General features: G+C 66.7%; 13 protein-coding genes and 1 riboswitch. Of the genes, 2 read left to right on the top strand and 11 right to left on the bottom strand.

Features of this window, described 5'->3' with window-relative positions; genetic code table 11:
* Window positions 1-34 precede the first annotated feature (34 nt).
* The 8 genes from ACEN2M_RS11205 to ACEN2M_RS11170 form a co-directional block, all read right to left on the bottom strand.
* Window positions 35-2,248, bottom strand: coding sequence for an ABC transporter ATP-binding protein (locus ACEN2M_RS11205; RefSeq protein WP_441648208.1), 2,214 nt, complete (start codon window positions 2,246-2,248; stop codon window positions 35-37).
* Complete coding sequence (locus ACEN2M_RS11200; RefSeq protein ID WP_441648207.1) at window positions 2,241-3,176, bottom strand: ABC transporter permease; 936 nt, start codon at window positions 3,174-3,176, stop codon at window positions 2,241-2,243. Before ACEN2M_RS11200 ends, ACEN2M_RS11205 begins: the two co-directional genes overlap by 8 nt.
* 1 nt (window position 3,177) lies before the next feature.
* Complete coding sequence (locus ACEN2M_RS11195; protein ID WP_441648206.1) at window positions 3,178-4,161, bottom strand: ABC transporter permease; 984 nt, start codon at window positions 4,159-4,161, stop codon at window positions 3,178-3,180.
* 341 nt (window positions 4,162-4,502) lie between these two features.
* Window positions 4,503-5,144, bottom strand: coding sequence for a PH domain-containing protein (locus tag ACEN2M_RS11190; RefSeq protein WP_441648205.1), 642 nt, complete (start codon window positions 5,142-5,144; stop codon window positions 4,503-4,505).
* 12 nt (window positions 5,145-5,156) lie between these two features.
* Window positions 5,157-6,905: a dipeptide ABC transporter ATP-binding protein gene (locus ACEN2M_RS11185; protein WP_441648204.1), complete on the bottom strand. Its 1,749-nt coding sequence runs from the start codon at window positions 6,903-6,905 to the stop codon at window positions 5,157-5,159.
* Window positions 6,902-7,846 carry an ABC transporter permease gene (locus ACEN2M_RS11180; protein WP_441648203.1) on the bottom strand — a complete coding sequence of 315 codons (945 nt, stop codon included), beginning with the start codon at window positions 7,844-7,846 and terminating at the stop codon, window positions 6,902-6,904. The genes ACEN2M_RS11185 and ACEN2M_RS11180 overlap by 4 nt, the downstream gene beginning before the upstream one ends.
* Window positions 7,836-8,765, bottom strand: a complete 930-nt coding sequence (locus tag ACEN2M_RS11175) for an ABC transporter permease (RefSeq protein WP_441648202.1) — start codon at window positions 8,763-8,765, stop codon at window positions 7,836-7,838. Before ACEN2M_RS11175 ends, ACEN2M_RS11180 begins: the two co-directional genes overlap by 11 nt.
* Before the next feature lie 115 nt (window positions 8,766-8,880).
* Window positions 8,881-10,497: a peptide ABC transporter substrate-binding protein gene (locus tag ACEN2M_RS11170; RefSeq protein ID WP_441648201.1), complete on the bottom strand. Its 1,617-nt coding sequence runs from the start codon at window positions 10,495-10,497 to the stop codon at window positions 8,881-8,883.
* Window positions 10,498-10,800: 303 nt separating this feature from the next.
* On the opposite strand from ACEN2M_RS11170, the gene ACEN2M_RS11165 reads away from it, so the two are divergent.
* Together ACEN2M_RS11165 and ACEN2M_RS11160 are read left to right on the top strand one after the other, a co-directional pair.
* Window positions 10,801-11,193, top strand: a complete 393-nt coding sequence (locus tag ACEN2M_RS11165) for a thiol-disulfide oxidoreductase DCC family protein (RefSeq protein WP_441648200.1) — start codon at window positions 10,801-10,803, stop codon at window positions 11,191-11,193.
* Entirely contained in the window at window positions 11,190-11,996 is an 807-nt protein-coding gene (locus ACEN2M_RS11160; protein ID WP_441648199.1) for a CPBP family intramembrane glutamic endopeptidase, read from the top strand. Before ACEN2M_RS11165 ends, ACEN2M_RS11160 begins: the two co-directional genes overlap by 4 nt.
* Before the next feature lie 73 nt (window positions 11,997-12,069).
* Here ACEN2M_RS11160 and gcvP read toward each other — a convergent pair whose 3' ends face one another.
* The 3 genes from gcvP to gcvT form a co-directional block, all read right to left on the bottom strand.
* On the bottom strand, window positions 12,070-14,967 hold the full coding sequence (gene gcvP / locus ACEN2M_RS11155; RefSeq protein ID WP_441648198.1) for an aminomethyl-transferring glycine dehydrogenase: 2,898 nt from the start codon (window positions 14,965-14,967) through the stop codon (window positions 12,070-12,072).
* 69 nt (window positions 14,968-15,036) lie between these two features.
* Window positions 15,037-15,408 (bottom strand): glycine cleavage system protein GcvH, encoded by a 372-nt coding sequence (gcvH, locus tag ACEN2M_RS11150; RefSeq protein WP_441648197.1) that lies wholly within the window; start codon window positions 15,406-15,408, stop codon window positions 15,037-15,039.
* A 140-nt stretch (window positions 15,409-15,548) separates the two neighbouring features.
* On the bottom strand, window positions 15,549-16,751 hold the full coding sequence (gene gcvT / locus ACEN2M_RS11145; RefSeq protein WP_441648196.1) for a glycine cleavage system aminomethyltransferase GcvT: 1,203 nt from the start codon (window positions 16,749-16,751) through the stop codon (window positions 15,549-15,551).
* A 218-nt stretch (window positions 16,752-16,969) separates the two neighbouring features.
* Window positions 16,970-17,067, bottom strand: a riboswitch (glycine riboswitch).
* Window positions 17,068-17,294: the final 227 nt, after the last annotated feature.

The following is a 17,294-nucleotide window of genomic DNA, read 5'->3' as shown; positions in this document are numbered from 1 at the left end:
GTGTTCGGTACTGCGGATAGAGCGGTCAGACGAGCTAGGGGGCGGCGACAAGCGCCGAATCGACGATCCGATTGCGACCGACGTGGTGGCACGCGGCGTCCACGCCATCGTGGGCGGTCAGTGGCGGGTCGTCTGTGGCGCACAGGGACTGGGCGGCCGGGTCGAGCAACCTATAGAGCGGGCAGCGGGTGCGGAAGTTGCAGCCCGTGATCTCCTCGGTGGGGCTGGGCAGGTCGCCCTCGAGCAGCACCCGGGTGCGGCTGCGTTCGATGGCGGGGTCGGGGATCGGCGCGGCCGAGATGAGAGCCTGCGTGTACGGATGCCGGGGGTGCGCAAACACGTCGGCAACCGGTCCGTACTCCACAATGCGACCCAGGTACATGACGGCGACGGTGTCGGCGATCTGACGCACGATGGCCAGGTCGTGGGCCACAAAGAGGTAAGACAACCCGAGTCGTTCCTTGAGGTCTTCGAGCAGGTTGATCACGCCGGCCTGAATCGAGACGTCGAGCGCTGAAACCGGTTCGTCCAGCACCACCAGGCGCGGGTTCGTGGCCAGGGCGCGGGCGATGCCGATGCGCTGGCGCTGGCCCCCGGAGAACTCGTGCGGGTAGCGGTCGGCCATCTGCGGGTCCAGTCCCACCAGGTCGAGGAGTTCCTGCACCCGGGCCCGGCGCTCGGCCCGGCCGACTCCGTGCACGGTGAGGGGTTCGCCTATCACCTCACCGATGGGCAGACGCGGGTCGATGGCGGCCATCGGGTCCTGGAAGACGATCTGCACGTCCTTGCGCAACCGCAGCCGCTCGGCCCGGCTGGCGGTGCCGGTGTCGGTGCCGTCGATGAGGATCTGGCCGGCCTGGGGCGTGGCCATCTCGAGGATTTCGAGGATGGTGGTGGACTTGCCGCACCCGGATTCGCCAACCAGTCCGAGGGTCTGGCCCGGCTGGATGGAGAACGAGACGCCGTCCACGGCCCGCACTGTGCCGATGCGGCGGGAGAAGATTCCGCCGTTGGTGAGCGGGAAGTGGCGTTTGAGACCGGTGACGGTGAGCACAGGCACCTGCGCGTCCCGCCGCACAGCGTGCTGCACGTCCAGCGGTTCCGGCCGGGGGAAGACGTCGGCGCGGGTGAGGGTGCCTGCGGCGATCTCGCCGGAGCGGTGGCAGGCGGCCACGTGGGCGGCGGTGGACGGACCGGCCGTTGCCGTGTCAGCGGCCGTCGGGCCGGTAGCGAAGAGGTCGACGCCTGTCACACCGTCAGCGAATTCGCCGTGCGCGGCGAGGAGAGGTTCCACCTCACGGCAGACGTCGAGGGCAATCGGGCAGCGGGCGGCGAACGGGCATCCCGGCGGCAGCGCAGTAAGCGACGGCGGTCGGCCCTCGAGCGGTACCAGCCGCTGGGTGCCGGCCGTCTGCATGTTCGGCACCGAGCGGAGCAGGCCGATGGAGTACGGCATGTGCGGTTCGCTGAAGACATCGGCGGTGCTGCCGTTCTCCACGAGTTTGCCCGCGTACATCACGGCGATGCGGTCGGCGTGGCCGGCGACGACGCCGAGGTCGTGGGTGATCAGAACCACCGCAGCTCCGGTGAGTTCCTTGGCCTTCTCGAGCACCTCGAGGATCTGGGCCTGGATGGTCACATCCAGGGCCGTGGTGGGTTCGTCGGCGACAATCAGCTTCGGATCGTTCGCGATCGACATGGCGATCATGGCGCGCTGGCGCATGCCGCCGGAGAACTCGTGCGGGAACGCCTTCGCCCGGCGTTCCGGTGCGGGGATGCCCACCACCTTGAGCAATTCAACGGCCCTGGCGCGGGCCGCCTGCTTGCTCAACGCAGCGTCGTGCAGCAGCAGGGCCTCGGCGATCTGGTCGCCGACCGTGTACACCGGAGTGAGTGCCGACAGCGGGTCCTGGAAGATCATCGAGATTTTCCGGCCGCGCAGCCCGGACAGCTGGCGGTCGTTCATCTCCAGGAGCTTGTGCCCGTCGAAGTCGATGCTGCCGGTGATCTGGGCGGAGCTGGGCAGGAGGCCCATCAGTGCCAGCGACGACACCGACTTGCCCGACCCTGACTCCCCCACGATGCCCAGGAACTCGCCCTCGTGCACGTCGTAGCTGATGCCGCGTACGGCGTTGACGGGCGGGCCGCTGCGCTGCGGGAAGGTCACCGAGAGGTTGCGCACCTGCAACAGCGGGCTGCTGCGCCTGGCGCGTTCGGCGCCGACGGTGCCGGTGAGAAGATCAGTCACGGTTCACTCCCGAAGTGGGGTCGACGGCGTCGCGCAGCGCGTCCCCGATAAGGCTGACGGCGAAGAGGGTGATGATGAGCACCCCGGCCGGGAACACGAACAGCCACGGCCGGGTGACGGCGGCGCCGGTGCCCTCGGAGAGCAGGGTGCCCAACGAGACATCGGGGGCGCGGATGCCGAAACCGAAATAGCTCAGGCTGGTCTCGGCCATGATCATGGCCACTACACCGAGCGTCGCGTCGATGATCAGCAGCGAGGCCACGTTCGGGATGATGTGCCTGGAGAGGATCGTGCGCATCGGCACGCCCATGTACCTGGCGGCCTTGACGAAGTCACGGCCGCGGAGCGACCGGGTCTGCGACCGGATCACCTGGGCCATGATCATCCAGCTGAAGCCGGCCAGGAAGACCGTGAGGAACACCCAGGACAGGTCCTCGAACAGCGGACTGAGGATGACCAGCAGGATGAACGACGGCAGCACGAGCAGCAGGTTGATCAGCCAAACCAGCACACTGTCGACGACGCCGCCCACGTACCCGGCCACCGAACCGACCACGGCGGCGATCAGGGTGCCGAGCGGGCCGGCGATCAAGCCGATGACCAACGACTTCTGCAGGCCGATGAGAGTCTGCGCGTAGATGTCCTGGCCGATGTTGTTGGTGCCGAACCAGTGCAACTGGGTCGGGCCCATGCCCATGTTGAGCGGGTCGCGGCTGAAGGCATCCACCGGGTACAGCATCGGGCCGAGCACGGCCCACAGCACGATGATCGCCATGGCGACTGCGCCGATCCAGAACCGCGGGGTGTGCACCAGCCGGTTCCAGATCAGCCGGCCGCGGGACAGCGGCTTGCGGGCCAGCGTGACGGGAGTTTCTTCGGGCTCCGGCCCGGCAACGAGGGTGGCGCTGGCGCCTTCGACGATCGACATGTCAGTTCCTCACTCGGGGGTCGAGTGCTGCGTAGAGAATTTCGGACAGGGTCGAGGAGAACAGCACCAGCACGGCCAGGAACAGCGTGGAACCGGCGACGGCGTTGATATCGCTCTGGGTGATGGCCTGCAGGGTGAATTCCCCCATGCCGTGGAAGGAGAACACGATCTCGAGCATGATCGAACCGGAGACGAGGGTGCCGAAGCTGTAGGCGAAGAACGTCGACATGGGGATGAGCGCCACCCGCACTCCGTGCCGCACCAGCGCCGAGTTGCGCGAACGGCCCTTGGAGCGTGCGGTGCGGATGTAGTCGGACGCGAGCACGTCGAGCATCACGCTGCGCTGGTAGCGGGAGTAGCTGGCCGCACCGGTGAGCACCAACGCGATCGTCGGTAACAGCAGGTGCACGGCGCGGTCGACCAGCAGGTCCCACCAGGAACCCGTGAGACCGGCCGAATACGACCCCGTGAAGGTGATCAATTGTTGCCCGACGACGCCGTTCAGCACGGTCGCACCGATCATGAGCAGAACGCCGATCACGAACGTGGGAGTGGCGAAGACCAGGTAGGAGCTGTAGGTGACGGCCTGGTCGCTGAGCGAGTACTGCTTGACGGCGCCCCAGACGCCGAGCACAACACCGAGGATCGCGCCGATGATGGAGCCGAGCAGAAGCAGCTGGAGGCTGACGCCGGACCGGGTGACGATCTCGGCGACGACGGACCGGCCACCGACGGTTTCGCCCAGTGAACCCTGGGTGACGAGTGTGACGATCCAGTTCCACAGTCGCACGAGCACGGGCACATCGGGGTTGACTCCGAGGCCGTTGAGGATGCTCTCGATAACGTGCGCGCTCGGCTGCGGGTTCCGGCCGTAATACTTGGCCGCCGGGTCGAGCGCCAGGCTCGCGACGACGTAGGCGAGGCAGGTGGCGATCGCGGAGAGGATGAAATAGTTGACGAATCGCCGCAGGGTGTAGAAGACCATGTCGGAGCTCGAACTGCCCTAGAGCCTGACCGCCTGTCGTCGGCCGGTCTGGACCCATCGGCTCGGAGCGCTCCCAAGAATCCCGACGCGGGTGGTGGCTGTCAGCTTGAAAAACAGGGTGGTGCGATTCACTGTGTTCCCCCTTAGCTCCCCCCCAGGAGAGCACTAACGATCAAAGCTCCGGTGCTCAGCAAGTATTGGGGAGAGCCTAGGCGAGCTCTGACGGCAGATTCGCAGGAAACACCCGATTCGCACATATCAGCTGAAATCTCTGGAATTGAGCATGAAATCTTCGCGACGGTCCGATGAATCCACCACATCGTGCGCTCAGATGAGCAGCCCTAGCCGCCGATGGCTACCTGGCCGGCGGCCACCAGTACAAGCGCCAGGGCAAGGAAAACCGTCATCGAGTGCCAGTGTCGGTGCGCCCCGGCAGCGTGCTCCACGCCGCCCGTCGATGCCGGCAGGTCACCGTATTGCACAACATATGACTCAATCACGCGGTGCGGCGAGGACGCTCGCAGCCAGGCGCTCGTCTCAGACGCCGACGAGACGGTTGAGCGGGTGGTCGTCGGTGCGGTTCGGGCGGCCGTCGGGGCACCCCAACAGTGGATCCGCCTGCCGTTGCGGGCGTGCACTGTCACCAGGAACCGGGTGGTGACGTCGCCCACATCGGCCCAGGGCACCTCGGTCGTCACGAGCGGGTTCACCACGGTGATGCCACCCGGGTGCACCCGGATGCTGGGTCGCAGGAACACCTCCACGGCGAGAAACGCCACCAGCCCCAGGGCGGGCAGGGAAAGCACTGCCACGTCCCACCGGCCCCGGACGAGCGCGTCGGCCAGCAACACACCCACCAGGGCGAGCAGAGCCACGCCAACCAGCACCGAGGTGCGGGCGCGCAGGCGAACGCCGGCCGGCTCCCCCCGACGACGACTGCCCCCCGGCGACAGGCCGAGGCGCAGTCGTCGAGGGGCAGTCACAGCGAGCGCGGCCTACCGGCCGAACTGGAAGTTGCCACCGGGGATGGCGGCGAGCAGCTCCTGCGTGTACGCCTGCTGGGGGTTGTCGAAGACGTCGTCGGTCGACGCTGCCTCCACAATCCGGCCCTTCTGCATGACGCAGACGTTGTCTGCGACCAGGCGGACCACGGCAAGGTCGTGGGTGATGAACAGGTAGGTCAGGCCGAGCTCGGTCTGCAGCTCGGTGAGCAGGTTGAGCACCTGACCCTGCACGAGCACGTCGAGCGCCGAAACGGCCTCGTCGAGCACGAGCACGTCGGGCTTCAGGGCGAGCGCACGGGCGATCGCGATGCGCTGTCGCTGACCGCCGGAAAGCTCGCTCGGATACCGGTACCTGGAGGACCACGGCAGCGAGACCTGGTCAAGCAGTTCCTTTACCCTGGCCTGGCGTTCCTTGGCGGTACCGACGCCGTGCGCCAGCAGCGGCTCGGCGATGGTGTTGCCCACGCTGTACTGCGGGTCGAGGGATCCGTACGGGTCCTGGAAGACCGGCTGCACTCGGCGGCGGAACTTCAGGAGCGCCTTGCCCTTCAGCCCGGCGACATCCTGGCCATCGAACTCGATCGCACCGCTGGTGATGCTCTCCAGCTGCAATACGAGCTTGGCGACAGTCGACTTGCCCGAGCCGGACTCGCCCACGAGGGCCGTGGTGGTGCCCTTCTGGATGCCGAACGAAACGCCGTCGACGGCCCTGAGCTCGTCGGTGCGCAGGCCCTTCTTGCGAATGCGGTACACCTTGGAGATGTTGTCGATCGAGATCAGGTCCTTGACCGGTGCGGCGCTTTCGCGCTCTGCCGCCCTGGACACCATGGCGTCGTCGAGCGAATCGCCGCTGTAGATCGCGGTGTCGCCCACTGATGCGTGCTTCGCCGACTGAATACGACGCGATGCCAGGCTCGGCGCTGCCGAGACGAGACGCTGCGTGTACGGGTGCTGCGGGTTGGCCAGGATCTCCTGCGACGGACCGGACTCGACAACCTTGCCCTTGTACATCACCACGAGCTGCTCAGCACGTTCGGCGGCGAGGCCGAGGTCGTGCGTGATGAACAGCACGCTGGTGCCGTAGTCACGGGTGAGGGTGCCCAAGTGGTCCAGAATCTGACGCTGCACTGTGACGTCGAGCGCGCTGGTGGGCTCGTCGGCGATCAGCAGCTTCGGTCGGGCCGACAGCCCGATGCCGATCAGCACGCGCTGGCGCATACCGCCGGAGAACTGGTGCGGGTACTGCTTGAGGCGGTCCGCAGCGTCGCTGAGTCCGGCTTCCTGCAGCACCTGGATGGTGCGGGCACGTGCGGCCTTGCCCTGGGCGAGGCCGTTGGCCTTGATGGCCTCCTCGACCTGGAAGCCGATGTTCCAGACCGGATTGAGGTTCGACATCGGGTCCTGGGGCACGTAGCCGATCAGGTTTCCGCGCACAGCCTGGATGTCCTTGGGGCTGAGCTTGGTGAGGTCGCGGCCCTCGAAGAGCACCTGACCGCCCGTGATCTTGCCGGCGCCGGGCAGAAGATCGATGATCGCCTGCGCGGTGGTGGTCTTGCCCGAACCGGACTCCCCCACGATCGCGAGGGTCTGGCCGGAGTACAGGGTGATGTCAACGCCGCGCACCGCGGGAATCAGACCGCGCTGGGTCTGGAAGCCCACTTCGAGGCCGCGGATCTGCAGCAGCGGCTGCTCCTGGCTCTCGGTGCCCTCCGGGGTGGTGTCTGTCAGTGTCTGGCTCATCGAAGCGCCCTCGCCTTCGGGTCAAGCGCGTCGCGCAGAATGTCGCCGAGCATCAGGAACGCGAGAACCGTGATGGACAGGGCGGCCGCCGGGTACAGGAGCACCTGCGGGTTGGTGACAAGGGAAGTCTGGGCCTGGCTGATGTCGTTCCCCCACGACATCACGCTGGTCGGAAGTCCGATGCCCAGGAATGACAGGGTCGATTCGGCCACGATGAACGTACCGAGCGACACGGTGGCGATCACGATGACCGGTGCGATCGAGTTGGGGATCACGTGCCGAAGCAGAATCCGGAACCTCGAGACGCCGAGGGCGGTCGAGGCCATCACATAGTCGGAGTTCGTGGCCGACAGCACCGCACCGCGCATGATGCGGGCAATCTGGGGCCAGGCGAAGATCGACAGCACGAAGGCCACCGAGGTGGGCGTCGCGGCCGGCAGCACCGACATCAGCACGATGGCGCCGAGGATGGTGGGGATCGCGAAGAAGATGTCGCCGACGCGGGAGACGATGGCGTCGAGCCAGCCGCCGTAGTAGCCCGCGAGGGAACCGATGACGACACCGATGAGGGTGACGAGGGCGGTGGCGAGCAGGCCGACGGTGACGGATGCCTGGGTGCCGAAGATGGTGCGCGCGTAAACGTCGCAGCCCTGTCGGGTGAACCCGAAGGGGTGCCCGGCCTCCGGGCCGCCGTTGCTCTTGCCGAGGTCACAGCCGAGGCTGGGTGACACCGAGGTGAACAGCCCTGGGAACAGGGCGATGACGGCGATGAGGACGATGAGCACTGAGGAGATCCAGAACATCGGCCGGCGGCGCATCGAGTCCCAGGCATCCGCCCAGGTGCTGCGCGCCTTCTGCGACTCGTCGAGACGGTCGACGGGGGCTACCGGGGTGTCTTCCAGCTCCGCGACGAAATGGGCCTGGCCACGCTTACTTGGCATAACGAATCCTTGGGTCCAGAGCTGCGTACAGCAGGTCGACGAGCAGGTTGGCGAGCACAAAGATGACCACCATGACGGCGATGAACGACACCACGGTGGTGCTCTCGCCGAGGACGATCGCCTTGTACACGGTGCCACCGACGCCGTTGATGTTGAAGATGCCCTCGGTGATGATCGCGCCGACCATGAGGGAACCGAGGTCGACTCCCAGGAACGTCACGACGGGCACGAGAGAGTTGCGCAGAACGTGAACGGTGACCACGCGGCGCCGGGACAGGCCCTTTGCGGTGGCGGTGCGCACGAAGTCGGCGTTGAGGTTGTCTGCAACGCTGGCGCGAGTGAGGCGCACGATGTAGGCGAACGACACGCTGGCCAGCACGAGGGCCGGCAGGATCAGTTCGCCCCAGGGAGCCTCACTGCTCACGGTGGTTCTGAACCAGCCCAATTGCACGCCGAAGATCAGCCTGAAGAGGAAACCGAGCACGAAGGTCGGCACGCTGATCAGGAGCAGGCTGACGACGAGGGCGCTGGCGTCGAACCACTTGCCCTTGCGCAGACCCGCGATCAGACCGACGACGACACCGGCGACGGACTCGAAGAACAGGGCGAGCATGGCCAGGCGGAAGGTGATCGGGAAGGCCCCGGCCATCACATCGCTGACGGGTCGGCCCGAATAGGTGGTGCCCAGGTCGCCCTGGAAGAAGTTGCCGATGTAGATCAAGTACTGCTGGATGAGCGGCTTGTCCAGGTTGTACTGGGCGCGGATCTGTTCGATCACGCCTGGTGCCGGCGGACGATCGCCGTAGAGCGCCGCGATCGGGTCGCCCGGCAGGGAGAAGACCATGAAGTAAATCAAGAATGTCGCCCCGAAGAAGACGGGGATCATTTGGAGGACGCGCCTGCCTGTGTACCACAGCATCAGGTGAGCTCCGTGAGTCTTTTATGCATGAGGATCGCAATCACTGAATGAGTCTAGTCAGTGCAATGTCCGGGGCTTGACGCCCCGGACATTGCACTGCGGGTGGAACTAGGAATTAACCCTTGGTGATCTGGTAGTACAGCGGGACGGAATCCCAGCCGAACACCACGTCGCTGACGGTGTCAGCCCAAACGCCGTTGACGTTGGAGTACCACAGCGGGATGGACGGCAGGTCCTTGAGCAGAACCTCCTGTGCAGCCTGGTACTTGGCGGTGGCGTCGTCGACGGTTTCGGCCGCGGCACCTTCCTTGAGCAGGCCGTCGAACTCTTCGCTCGAGTAGTCCTCGTAGTTCGATCCGGCACCGGTCTGGTACAGCGGAGCGAGGAAGTTGTACATCGAGGGGTAGTCGCCCTGCCAGCCGGCGCGCGTTCCACCGGTCAGCGCGTCGTTGGAGCGGTCTTCGAGGGCCGCAGCGAAGGTCGGGTACGGCTTGCCGGTTGCGGAGATACCCAGCGTGTTGACGACGCTGTTGATCACTGCGTCGACCCAGGCCTGGTGGCCACCGTCGGAGTTGTAGGCGATGTCGAACGTGGTGTCGCCGTACGGTGCGATGGCGTCAGCCTTGGCCCACAGCTTGACGGCCTCTTCCGGGTTGTATTCCAGGACTTCGGCGCCTTCGAGCTTGTCGGAGTAGCCGTCGATCACCGGGGAGGTGAAGTCGGTCGCGGGGGTGCGGGTGCCCTGGAAGATGACATCGGTGATCTGGTCGCGGTCGATCGACATGGAGATCGCGGCACGACGCAGCTGGCCTTCTTCACCGCTCCAGTGCTCGAGGTAGTACGGCATATTGAAGCCCTGGAAGATGGCTGCAGCCTGGTTCACCGAACGCTCGCCGAATTCGGCCTCGTAGGTTTCGAACGCGGAGTCCGGAACAGCGTCGAGCACGTCGAGGTTTCCGCCCTGAACGTCCGCGTACGCGGCGTCCTGGGTGGAGTAGAACTTGATCTCGAGGCCACCGTTGACGGGCTTGCGCACGCCTTCGTAGGACGGGTTGGTGACGAGGTTGATCTTTTCCTCGTGGATCCAGGCGCCTTCACCATCAAGCATGTACGGGCCGTTGCCGATCGGGTTCTCACCGAAGGCGGCCATGTCGTCGTACGCGGCGGTCGGCAGCGGCATGAAGGCCGTGTAGCCCAGGCGCAGCGGCCAGTCAGCCTCGGGCGAAGCGAGTTCGACCGTGAAGGTCGTGTCGTCAACGACGCTGAGGCCGGTCAGTTCGGAGTCAGCTTCGTAGTCGAAGCCGACGATGTCGTCGAAGAAGTAGGAAGCACTCTGCGCGTTGCTGAAGAGCGCGCCGTAGTTCCAGGCATCCACGAAGGAGGAAGCAGTGACGGGTTCGTCGTTGGAGAAGGTCCAGCCCTCGTTGAGCGTGACGGTCCAGTTGGTCGCGTCGTCGGACTCGATCGACTTGGCGACCTCGTTCTCGATCTCGCCTGCAGCGTTGTACGACACCAGACCAGCGAAGATCGACGTGGCGATCTTTCCGCCACCGGTCTCGGTGGTGTTGGTGGGGATCAACGGGTTCTGCGGCTCGCTACCGTTAGTGCTGACGATGGCAGCAGAGTCTGCTGCGGGGGCGTCAGCCTCATCGGTCGAAGCGCAGCCGGCGAGCGCCAGAGCGCTAACCGAAACAAGCGCGAGGGCGCTCAGGCCCATGCGGGATCTCTTCAAAATTCCTCCTGTGCAAAGGTGAAGGCGCCGCCGTGGTTCGTGACCAGAGCGGCGCGCTAGTTATCAAAACCCTAGGTACGTCTCGCGCCGGGTGCAAAACGTAGCGGTAAACGTTACCGATGAGAAACAATAGACGCACGATTCTTGCGCCGAGGCGGGCATTCTCGGCTTTATCTGCGAATCCAACGAGGATTTCTCACGATGCTTGGGACCATGGTCCCGAGGGTGTGTGCAAGCGATTTCAAGAAGGCGACTGTGGCTACCGAAACGGTGCTTTTGTCGCTCAAGGCGCAAAATAGAGGAATGCCGATCACCCCGTCCGAACGACCCGCCACTCTCATCTTCGACGGCGATTGTGGATTCTGCACCACCGCGGTGCTCTGGCTTGAGCGCACGATGCCTCGCGTCCCGGCGACCGCACCATTCCAATGGACAGATCTCGCGGCTTTCGGCCTCACCGAGGAGCAGGCGAGGAGCCGGGTGTGGTTCGTCGTGGGGAGCCGGCGTTACGGTGGCGCCGCCGCTGTCGCTGCTTTGTTGCGCGGGCAACCGATTCCTGCGTTGCGAGCCCTCGGCTGGCTGGCCGTGCTGCCACCGTGGTCATGGGCCGCCGAGGCCGGCTACAGGCTCGTCGCCCGCTACAGGTACCGGCTGCCCGGCGGCACTCCGGCGTGCCGGATGCCGAGGCCGGCATGAGCAGTCTGCCCCTTGGTCCGGCCGCGACCGCAGGCCCCCGGGGGCCCTCGTCGGTGCGGCTGCGCTGGGAGGTAGTCATAGTGCTCGGGCTGTCCCTCGGCGCCTCCGCGGTGTACTCGATAGTGTCGATCATCGCCAGGCTCACCGCAGAAGTGGCCCTGGCCGACCAATCGGCCACCATCAACGGGTCCCAGTCCACACGGGAGTGGCTCGACTTCACCTATCAGTTCCTCGGCATCGTCTTCTCACTGTTCCCGGTGGCACTGGTGCTCTACCTGCTCTGGCAACCCGGGCAGAACGGGTTCCGGCGGCTTGGCGTGGACTTTACCCAACCACGCCGGGACCTGCTTCGCGGCGGCGGGCTGCTGTTGATCATCGGCATCCCGGGGCTCGGCCTCTACCTGGCCGGGCGGGCGCTCGGCTTCACGGTGGCTGTGGTGCCCTCACCGCTGGACACGTTCTGGTGGACCATTCCGATCCTGGTGTTCTCCGCCATCCGCAGCGCACTCAGCGAAGAGCTCATCGTGGTGGGCTACCTCTTCACCCGGCTGCGCGAGCTGGGCTGGAACGCCTGGACCATCATCGTGTCGGCGGCGCTGCTGCGCGGCAGTTACCACCTTTACCAGGGCATCGGCCCGTTCGTGGGCAATGCCCTGATGGGAGTGGTATTCGGCTGGTGCTACCTACGCTGGGGCCGGGTGATGCCGCTGGTCATCGCGCACTGGGTGCTCGACATCCTCTCCTTCGTGGGCTACCCGTTGGCGGTGCTCTGGTGGCCGGCGCTCATGACCCCCGCGTCCTAGCCCGCGACCCGTGAGAAAAGCCCCAAGAATCAAGAAATTCTTGGGGCTTTTCACTCGGTTCGTGAGGCTGGGGTCACTCGAAGGCCTCGGGCGGCGGGCAGGCGCACACCAGGTTGCGGTCGCCGTAGGCGTTGTCGATGCGGCGCACGGGCGCCCAGTACTTGTTGCGAATCAACGTTCGCACCGGGTAGACCGCGGTCTCGCGGTCGTAAGGGTGCGTCCACTCCCCCTCGATCACCGATTGGGCGGTGTGCGGGGCGTTGTGCAACGGGTTGTCGTCGGCCGGCCAGGTGCCGGCGGCGACGGCATCCGCCTCGGCCTTGATGCCGATCATGGCCTCGATGAACCGGTCGATCTCGCCGAGGTCTTCACTCTCGGTGGGCTCGACCATGAGGGTGCCGGCCACCGGGAAGCTCATGGTGGGCGCGTGGAAGCCGTAGTCGACGAGGCGCTTGGCCACGTCGTCGACGGTGACCCCGGTGGCCGCGGTGAGCGGACGCAGGTCGAGGATGCACTCGTGCGCGACCAGGCCGTTGTCGCCGGCGTAGAGCACCGGGTAGTGGCCGCTGAGCTGCTTGGCCACGTAATTGGCGGCCAGAACGGCGGCACCGGTGGCCTCCTTGAGACCGTCCGCGCCCATCATGCGCACGTACGCCCAGGAGATGGGCAGGATGCTCGGGCTACCGTAGGGGGCTGCCGAGACCGGGCCGCCGCCGTGCACGACGGTTTCGGTGCCGGTGCCGCCGAGCAGGTAGTGCTCGTCGCTCTGCGCGAGCGGGTGGCCGGGCAGGAACGGGGCTAGGTGCGCCTTGGCTGCGACCGGACCGACGCCGGGGCCGCCGCCGCCGTGCGGGATGCAGAAAGTCTTGTGCAGATTGAGGTGCGACACGTCGCCGCCGAAGTCGCCGAACCGGGCGAAGCCGAGCAGCGCGTTGAGGTTGGCGCCGTCCACGTAGACCTGGCCGCCGGCGTCGTGCACGGCGGCGCAGATCGCACCGACCTCGTGCTCGTAGACGCCGTGGGTGGAGGGGTAGGTGATCATCAGCGCGGCGAGGCTGTCGGCGTGCTGTTCGATCTTGGCGCGCAGGTCATCGAGGTCGACGTTGCCCAGCTCGTCGCAGGCCACGACCACGACACGCATGCCGGCGAGCACCGCGGATGCGGCGTTGGTGCCGTGGGCGCTGGACGGGATCAGGCAGACCGTGCGGTCCACGTCACCGTTGGCGAGGTGGAAACCGCGGATGGCGAGGAGTCCGGCGAGTTCGCCCTGGCTGCCGGCGTTGGGCTGCAGCGACACGGAGTCGTATCCGGTGACATCCGTGAGCCAGGTTTCGAGCTGGCGGATGAGTTCGAGGTAGCCCTCGACGTCGGCTTTGGGGGCGAACGGGTGCAGTCCGCCGAATTCGGGCCAGGTGACGGCCTCCATCTCGGTGGCGGCGTTGAGCTTCATGGTGCAGGAACCCAGCGGGATCATGCCGCGGTCCAGCGCGTAGTCGTAGTCGGCGAGGCGCTTGAGGTAGCGCATCATGCTCGTCTCCGAGCGGTGCGTGTTGAACACGGCATGGGTGAGGTACTCGCTGGTGCGGGCCAGGTCGTCGGGCAGGCCGTCCTCGATTGCGCTGAGGTTGACGTGGCCGAAGGAGTCGCGGCCGCCGAAGAAGCCCACGACGGCGGCGAGGTCGGCCGCCGTGGTGGTCTCGTCGACCGAGATGCCCACGGTGGTGGCGTCGACCGCGTGCAGGTTGTAGCCGGCGGCGGCGGCCTGGGCCACGATGGCGGCGGCGCCGGCGGGCACCGACACCCGAACGGTGTCGAAGAAGCTGTCGTTGGTCACATCGACGTCGATCGCACGGAGCGCGGCGACGAGGGCGCCGGCGCGTTCGTGCACCTCGGTGGCGATCGCCTTGAGGCCGTCGGGCCCGTGGTAGACCGCGTACATGCCGGCCATCACGGCCAGCAGCACCTGGGCGGTGCAGATGTTTGAGGTGGCCTTGTCGCGGCGGATGTGCTGTTCGCGCACCTGCAGCGACAGGCGGTAGGCGGGGTGGCCGGCGGCGTCGACGCTCACGCCGACGAGGCGACCGGGCATCTGGCGCTCCAGGCCCTTGCGCACGGCAAGGTAGCCGGCGTGCGGTCCGCCGAAGCCCATCGGAACGCCGAAGCGCTGGCTGGTGCCAACGGCGACGTCGGCGCCGAGCTCGCCGGGCGAGGTGATCAGGGTGAGAGCGAGCAGGTCGGCGGCGACCACGGCGAGTGCCTTGTTCTCGTGGGCGAGGGCAATCACGGCGGCGGGGTTCCAGATGCGGCCGGATGCTCCCGGGTACTGCACGAAGATGCCGAAGTAGTCGCCGAGCTCCTCCGCGGTGGTGGTCTCGTCCAGCGGCAGCACGGCCAGTTCGATGCCGAGCGCGTGCGCGCGGTTGCCGAGCAGCGCGTGGGTCTGGGGCAGCGCATCCGCGTCGACGATGAACCGGTTCGACGGCGACTTGGAGGCGCGGCGGGCCAGCAGCATGCCCTCCACCACGGAGGTGGACTCGTCGAGCATGGAACCGTTGGCGGTGGCCATGCCGGTGAGATCGGCGACCATGGTCTGGAAGTTGATGATGGCCTCGAGGCGGCCCTGGCTGATCTCCGGCTGGTACGGGGTGTACGCGGTGTACCAGCTCGGGTTCTCCAGCACATTGCGCTTGATCACGGCGGGCGTGATCGTGTCGTAGTAGCCGAGCCCGATCATCGAGCGCTTCACGGTGTTCTTGTCGGCCAGGGCGCGAAGCTCCTGGATAGCCTCCCGCTCGGTGGCCGCAGGCGGCAGAGTACTGTCGCCGTCGCGACGGAACTGCTCGACCTGAATCGACGCCGGAACGGCCGCGTTGACGAGTGACTCGACGCTGGTGTGGCCGAGGACGGCCAGCATGCGGGACTGGGCGTCGGCATCCGTGCCGATGTGACGCTGGGTGAAGGGCTGCGACATGTGAGGGGAGGCTCTTTCCGGGGTCTGGTTCGGTCGTGCGAGGTGAGGCTGTGGGCAGCGGGTTGGCTGTTACTCGCCGATGATCGCGGAGTACTCGGCGAAGCTGAGCAGGGTCGGCAGGGTCTCGAAGTTCACCTTGATGAGCCAGCCCGCGCCGAGGGGATCGCTGTTGACGAGCTCGGGGCTGTCCACGACGGCGTCGTTGATCTCGGCGACGGTGCCGTCGATGGGGGCGAAGAGCTCCCCCACCGATTTGGTCGACTCGATCTCACCCACGACGGTGCCGCTCGCGACGGAGCTCCCCACTTCGGGCAGCTCCACGAAGACCACGTCGCCGAGCTTGTCGGCGGCGTAGGCCGTGATGCCGATGGTGGCGATGTCGCCGTCGACGAGCACCCACTCGTGCTCTGCGGTGTACTGGAGTTCGGTCTTGTCAGCCATGGGGCTTCCTCTCAAGGGGTTGATCACAGGGGGTTGATCGGGAGTTGATCAGGGTTCGGTGGATCAGTTCTGGGGCGAAGCGCGAGGGTCTCGCGCCGTCGGGTGCCGGATGCCCGGGGCCGGGCATCCGTGCGGCGCGGTTATTTGCGGCGCTTGTAGAACGGCAGGGCGATCACCGTGGCGGGTGACCGGGTGCCGCGCACGTCGATGAACACCTCGGTGTCGAGTCGGGCCAGCGGCGGGGCCAGGTAGGCCATGGCGATCGGGTAGCCCAGCGTCGGGGACAGCGCGCCGCTGGTGATGACGCCCTCAGGCTCGGTGGCATCGATGCTGCGGAAGATCTCGTAGCCGGCGCGGCCGGCGCGCTTGCCGGCCGAGACCAGGCCGACAAGCACGGGGGCCTCGCCGGAGGGACCCTCCTCGCTGGCGGTGCGGCCGACGAAGTCGGTGGGCTTGGCGAGGTTGACCACACGGCCGAGCCCGGCCTGGGCGGGGTAGGTGGAGGTGGTCAGCTCGTGGCCGTAGAGCGGCATGCCGGCTTCGAGGCGCAGCGTGTCGCGGCTGGCGAGCCCGGCGGGAACGAGGCCGTGCGCGGCGCCGGCGACGACGATGGCGTCCCAGAGCGCGAGGGCCTCCACGCCCGGCAGGTAGAGCTCGAAACCATCTTCGCCGGTGTAGCCGGTGCGGGCGACGAGCACGGGGGCGCCGTTGTAGGTGGCGGTGAGGGCGCGGTAGTAGCGCAGGCTCGTCACGTCGTTGTCGATGTTGAGGCCCTCGGTGGCCTGCACGATCGCGAGGGCGTTCGGACCTTGCACGGCGATGAGGGCGGTGTCGTCGCTCTCGTCGGTGACGGTGACGTCGAACCGGGCGGACCGGGCGGTGAGGGCATCCAGCGCCTGGTCGTGGTTGCCGGCGTTGGCGACGACGAGGAAGTCGGTCTCGCCGGTGCGGTAGACCACGAGGTCGTCGATGATGCCGCCGCGCGAGTTGAGCAGCAGGCTGTACTTGGCCTGCATCAGGTCGATGACCGAGAGCTGGCCGGCCAGGGCGTGGTCGAGGAACTCGCCGGCCTGGGGCCCGCTCACCCTAATCTCGGCCATGTGGGACAGGTCGAAGAGGCCGGCGGCCTTGCGCACGGCGTGGTGCTCGGCGAGGTCACTGGAGTACCGTACGGGCATCTGCCAGCCGGCGAAGTCGGTGAAGCTGGCGCCGGCGGCCACGTGGGCTGAGTGCAGCGGCGAGAACCGTTCGGTCGGCGCGGTGCCGGCTGGGTCAGCGGGCACAGCGACGTCGGGAGTGACGGAATTAGCGGAGTTGATGGGGTCAGTGCTTGCCGAGGTCATGAGTTCTCCGGTTCGTCGCCGGGCTGGGTGCCAAGCGAGTTGCTCCGGGGCTCGTTTGAACCCCGCTGGGAACTCCCCCTCTGTCGTCTGGCCTGAGAGCTTCGCCGGGGCGCTTTGCGCTGCGCCGGCTTTCACCATGGGCGGGACTCGGCAGTTCTGTCCGGTTCCCGCTTGAGCGAGGCCCGGACGCGCTGTGCTCGTCCGCTTTTCAGAGTGGCCCGTTCGATGCGGTACGAGTACCTGAGAGATTGTCGGGGAGGATTGCTCCTTCGGTGTTCGCTCGTCTTGCGACGTCGAACTCTCCCGCATCGAGCGCTAGGCCCAGTATTCAGTTGAGGTTCATGCACGTGCAGTCTAACCGACCGTTCTGGCCCCGAACCGTGCCAGGGCCCCGAAAAATGCGCGACTTCGGCGGCTCTTTTTAGTGGTCGTGGATGCTTTCGTCCGGGCTGGTGCCGGGGAGGCTGCAGTGTCGGTGGTAGGTGAGACGATCTCAGCATGAGTAGCCCTGATGTGGCACCACCGCCGGCTTCGGACGATGAC

This window comes from Cryobacterium sp. W22_MBD10_FK3 (assembly GCF_052113745.1).
Lineage (GTDB): Bacteria > Actinomycetota > Actinomycetes > Actinomycetales > Microbacteriaceae > Cryobacterium.
The sequence above is the reverse complement of the archived record's forward strand: the minus strand, read 5'-3'. Positions and strand labels throughout refer to the sequence as shown.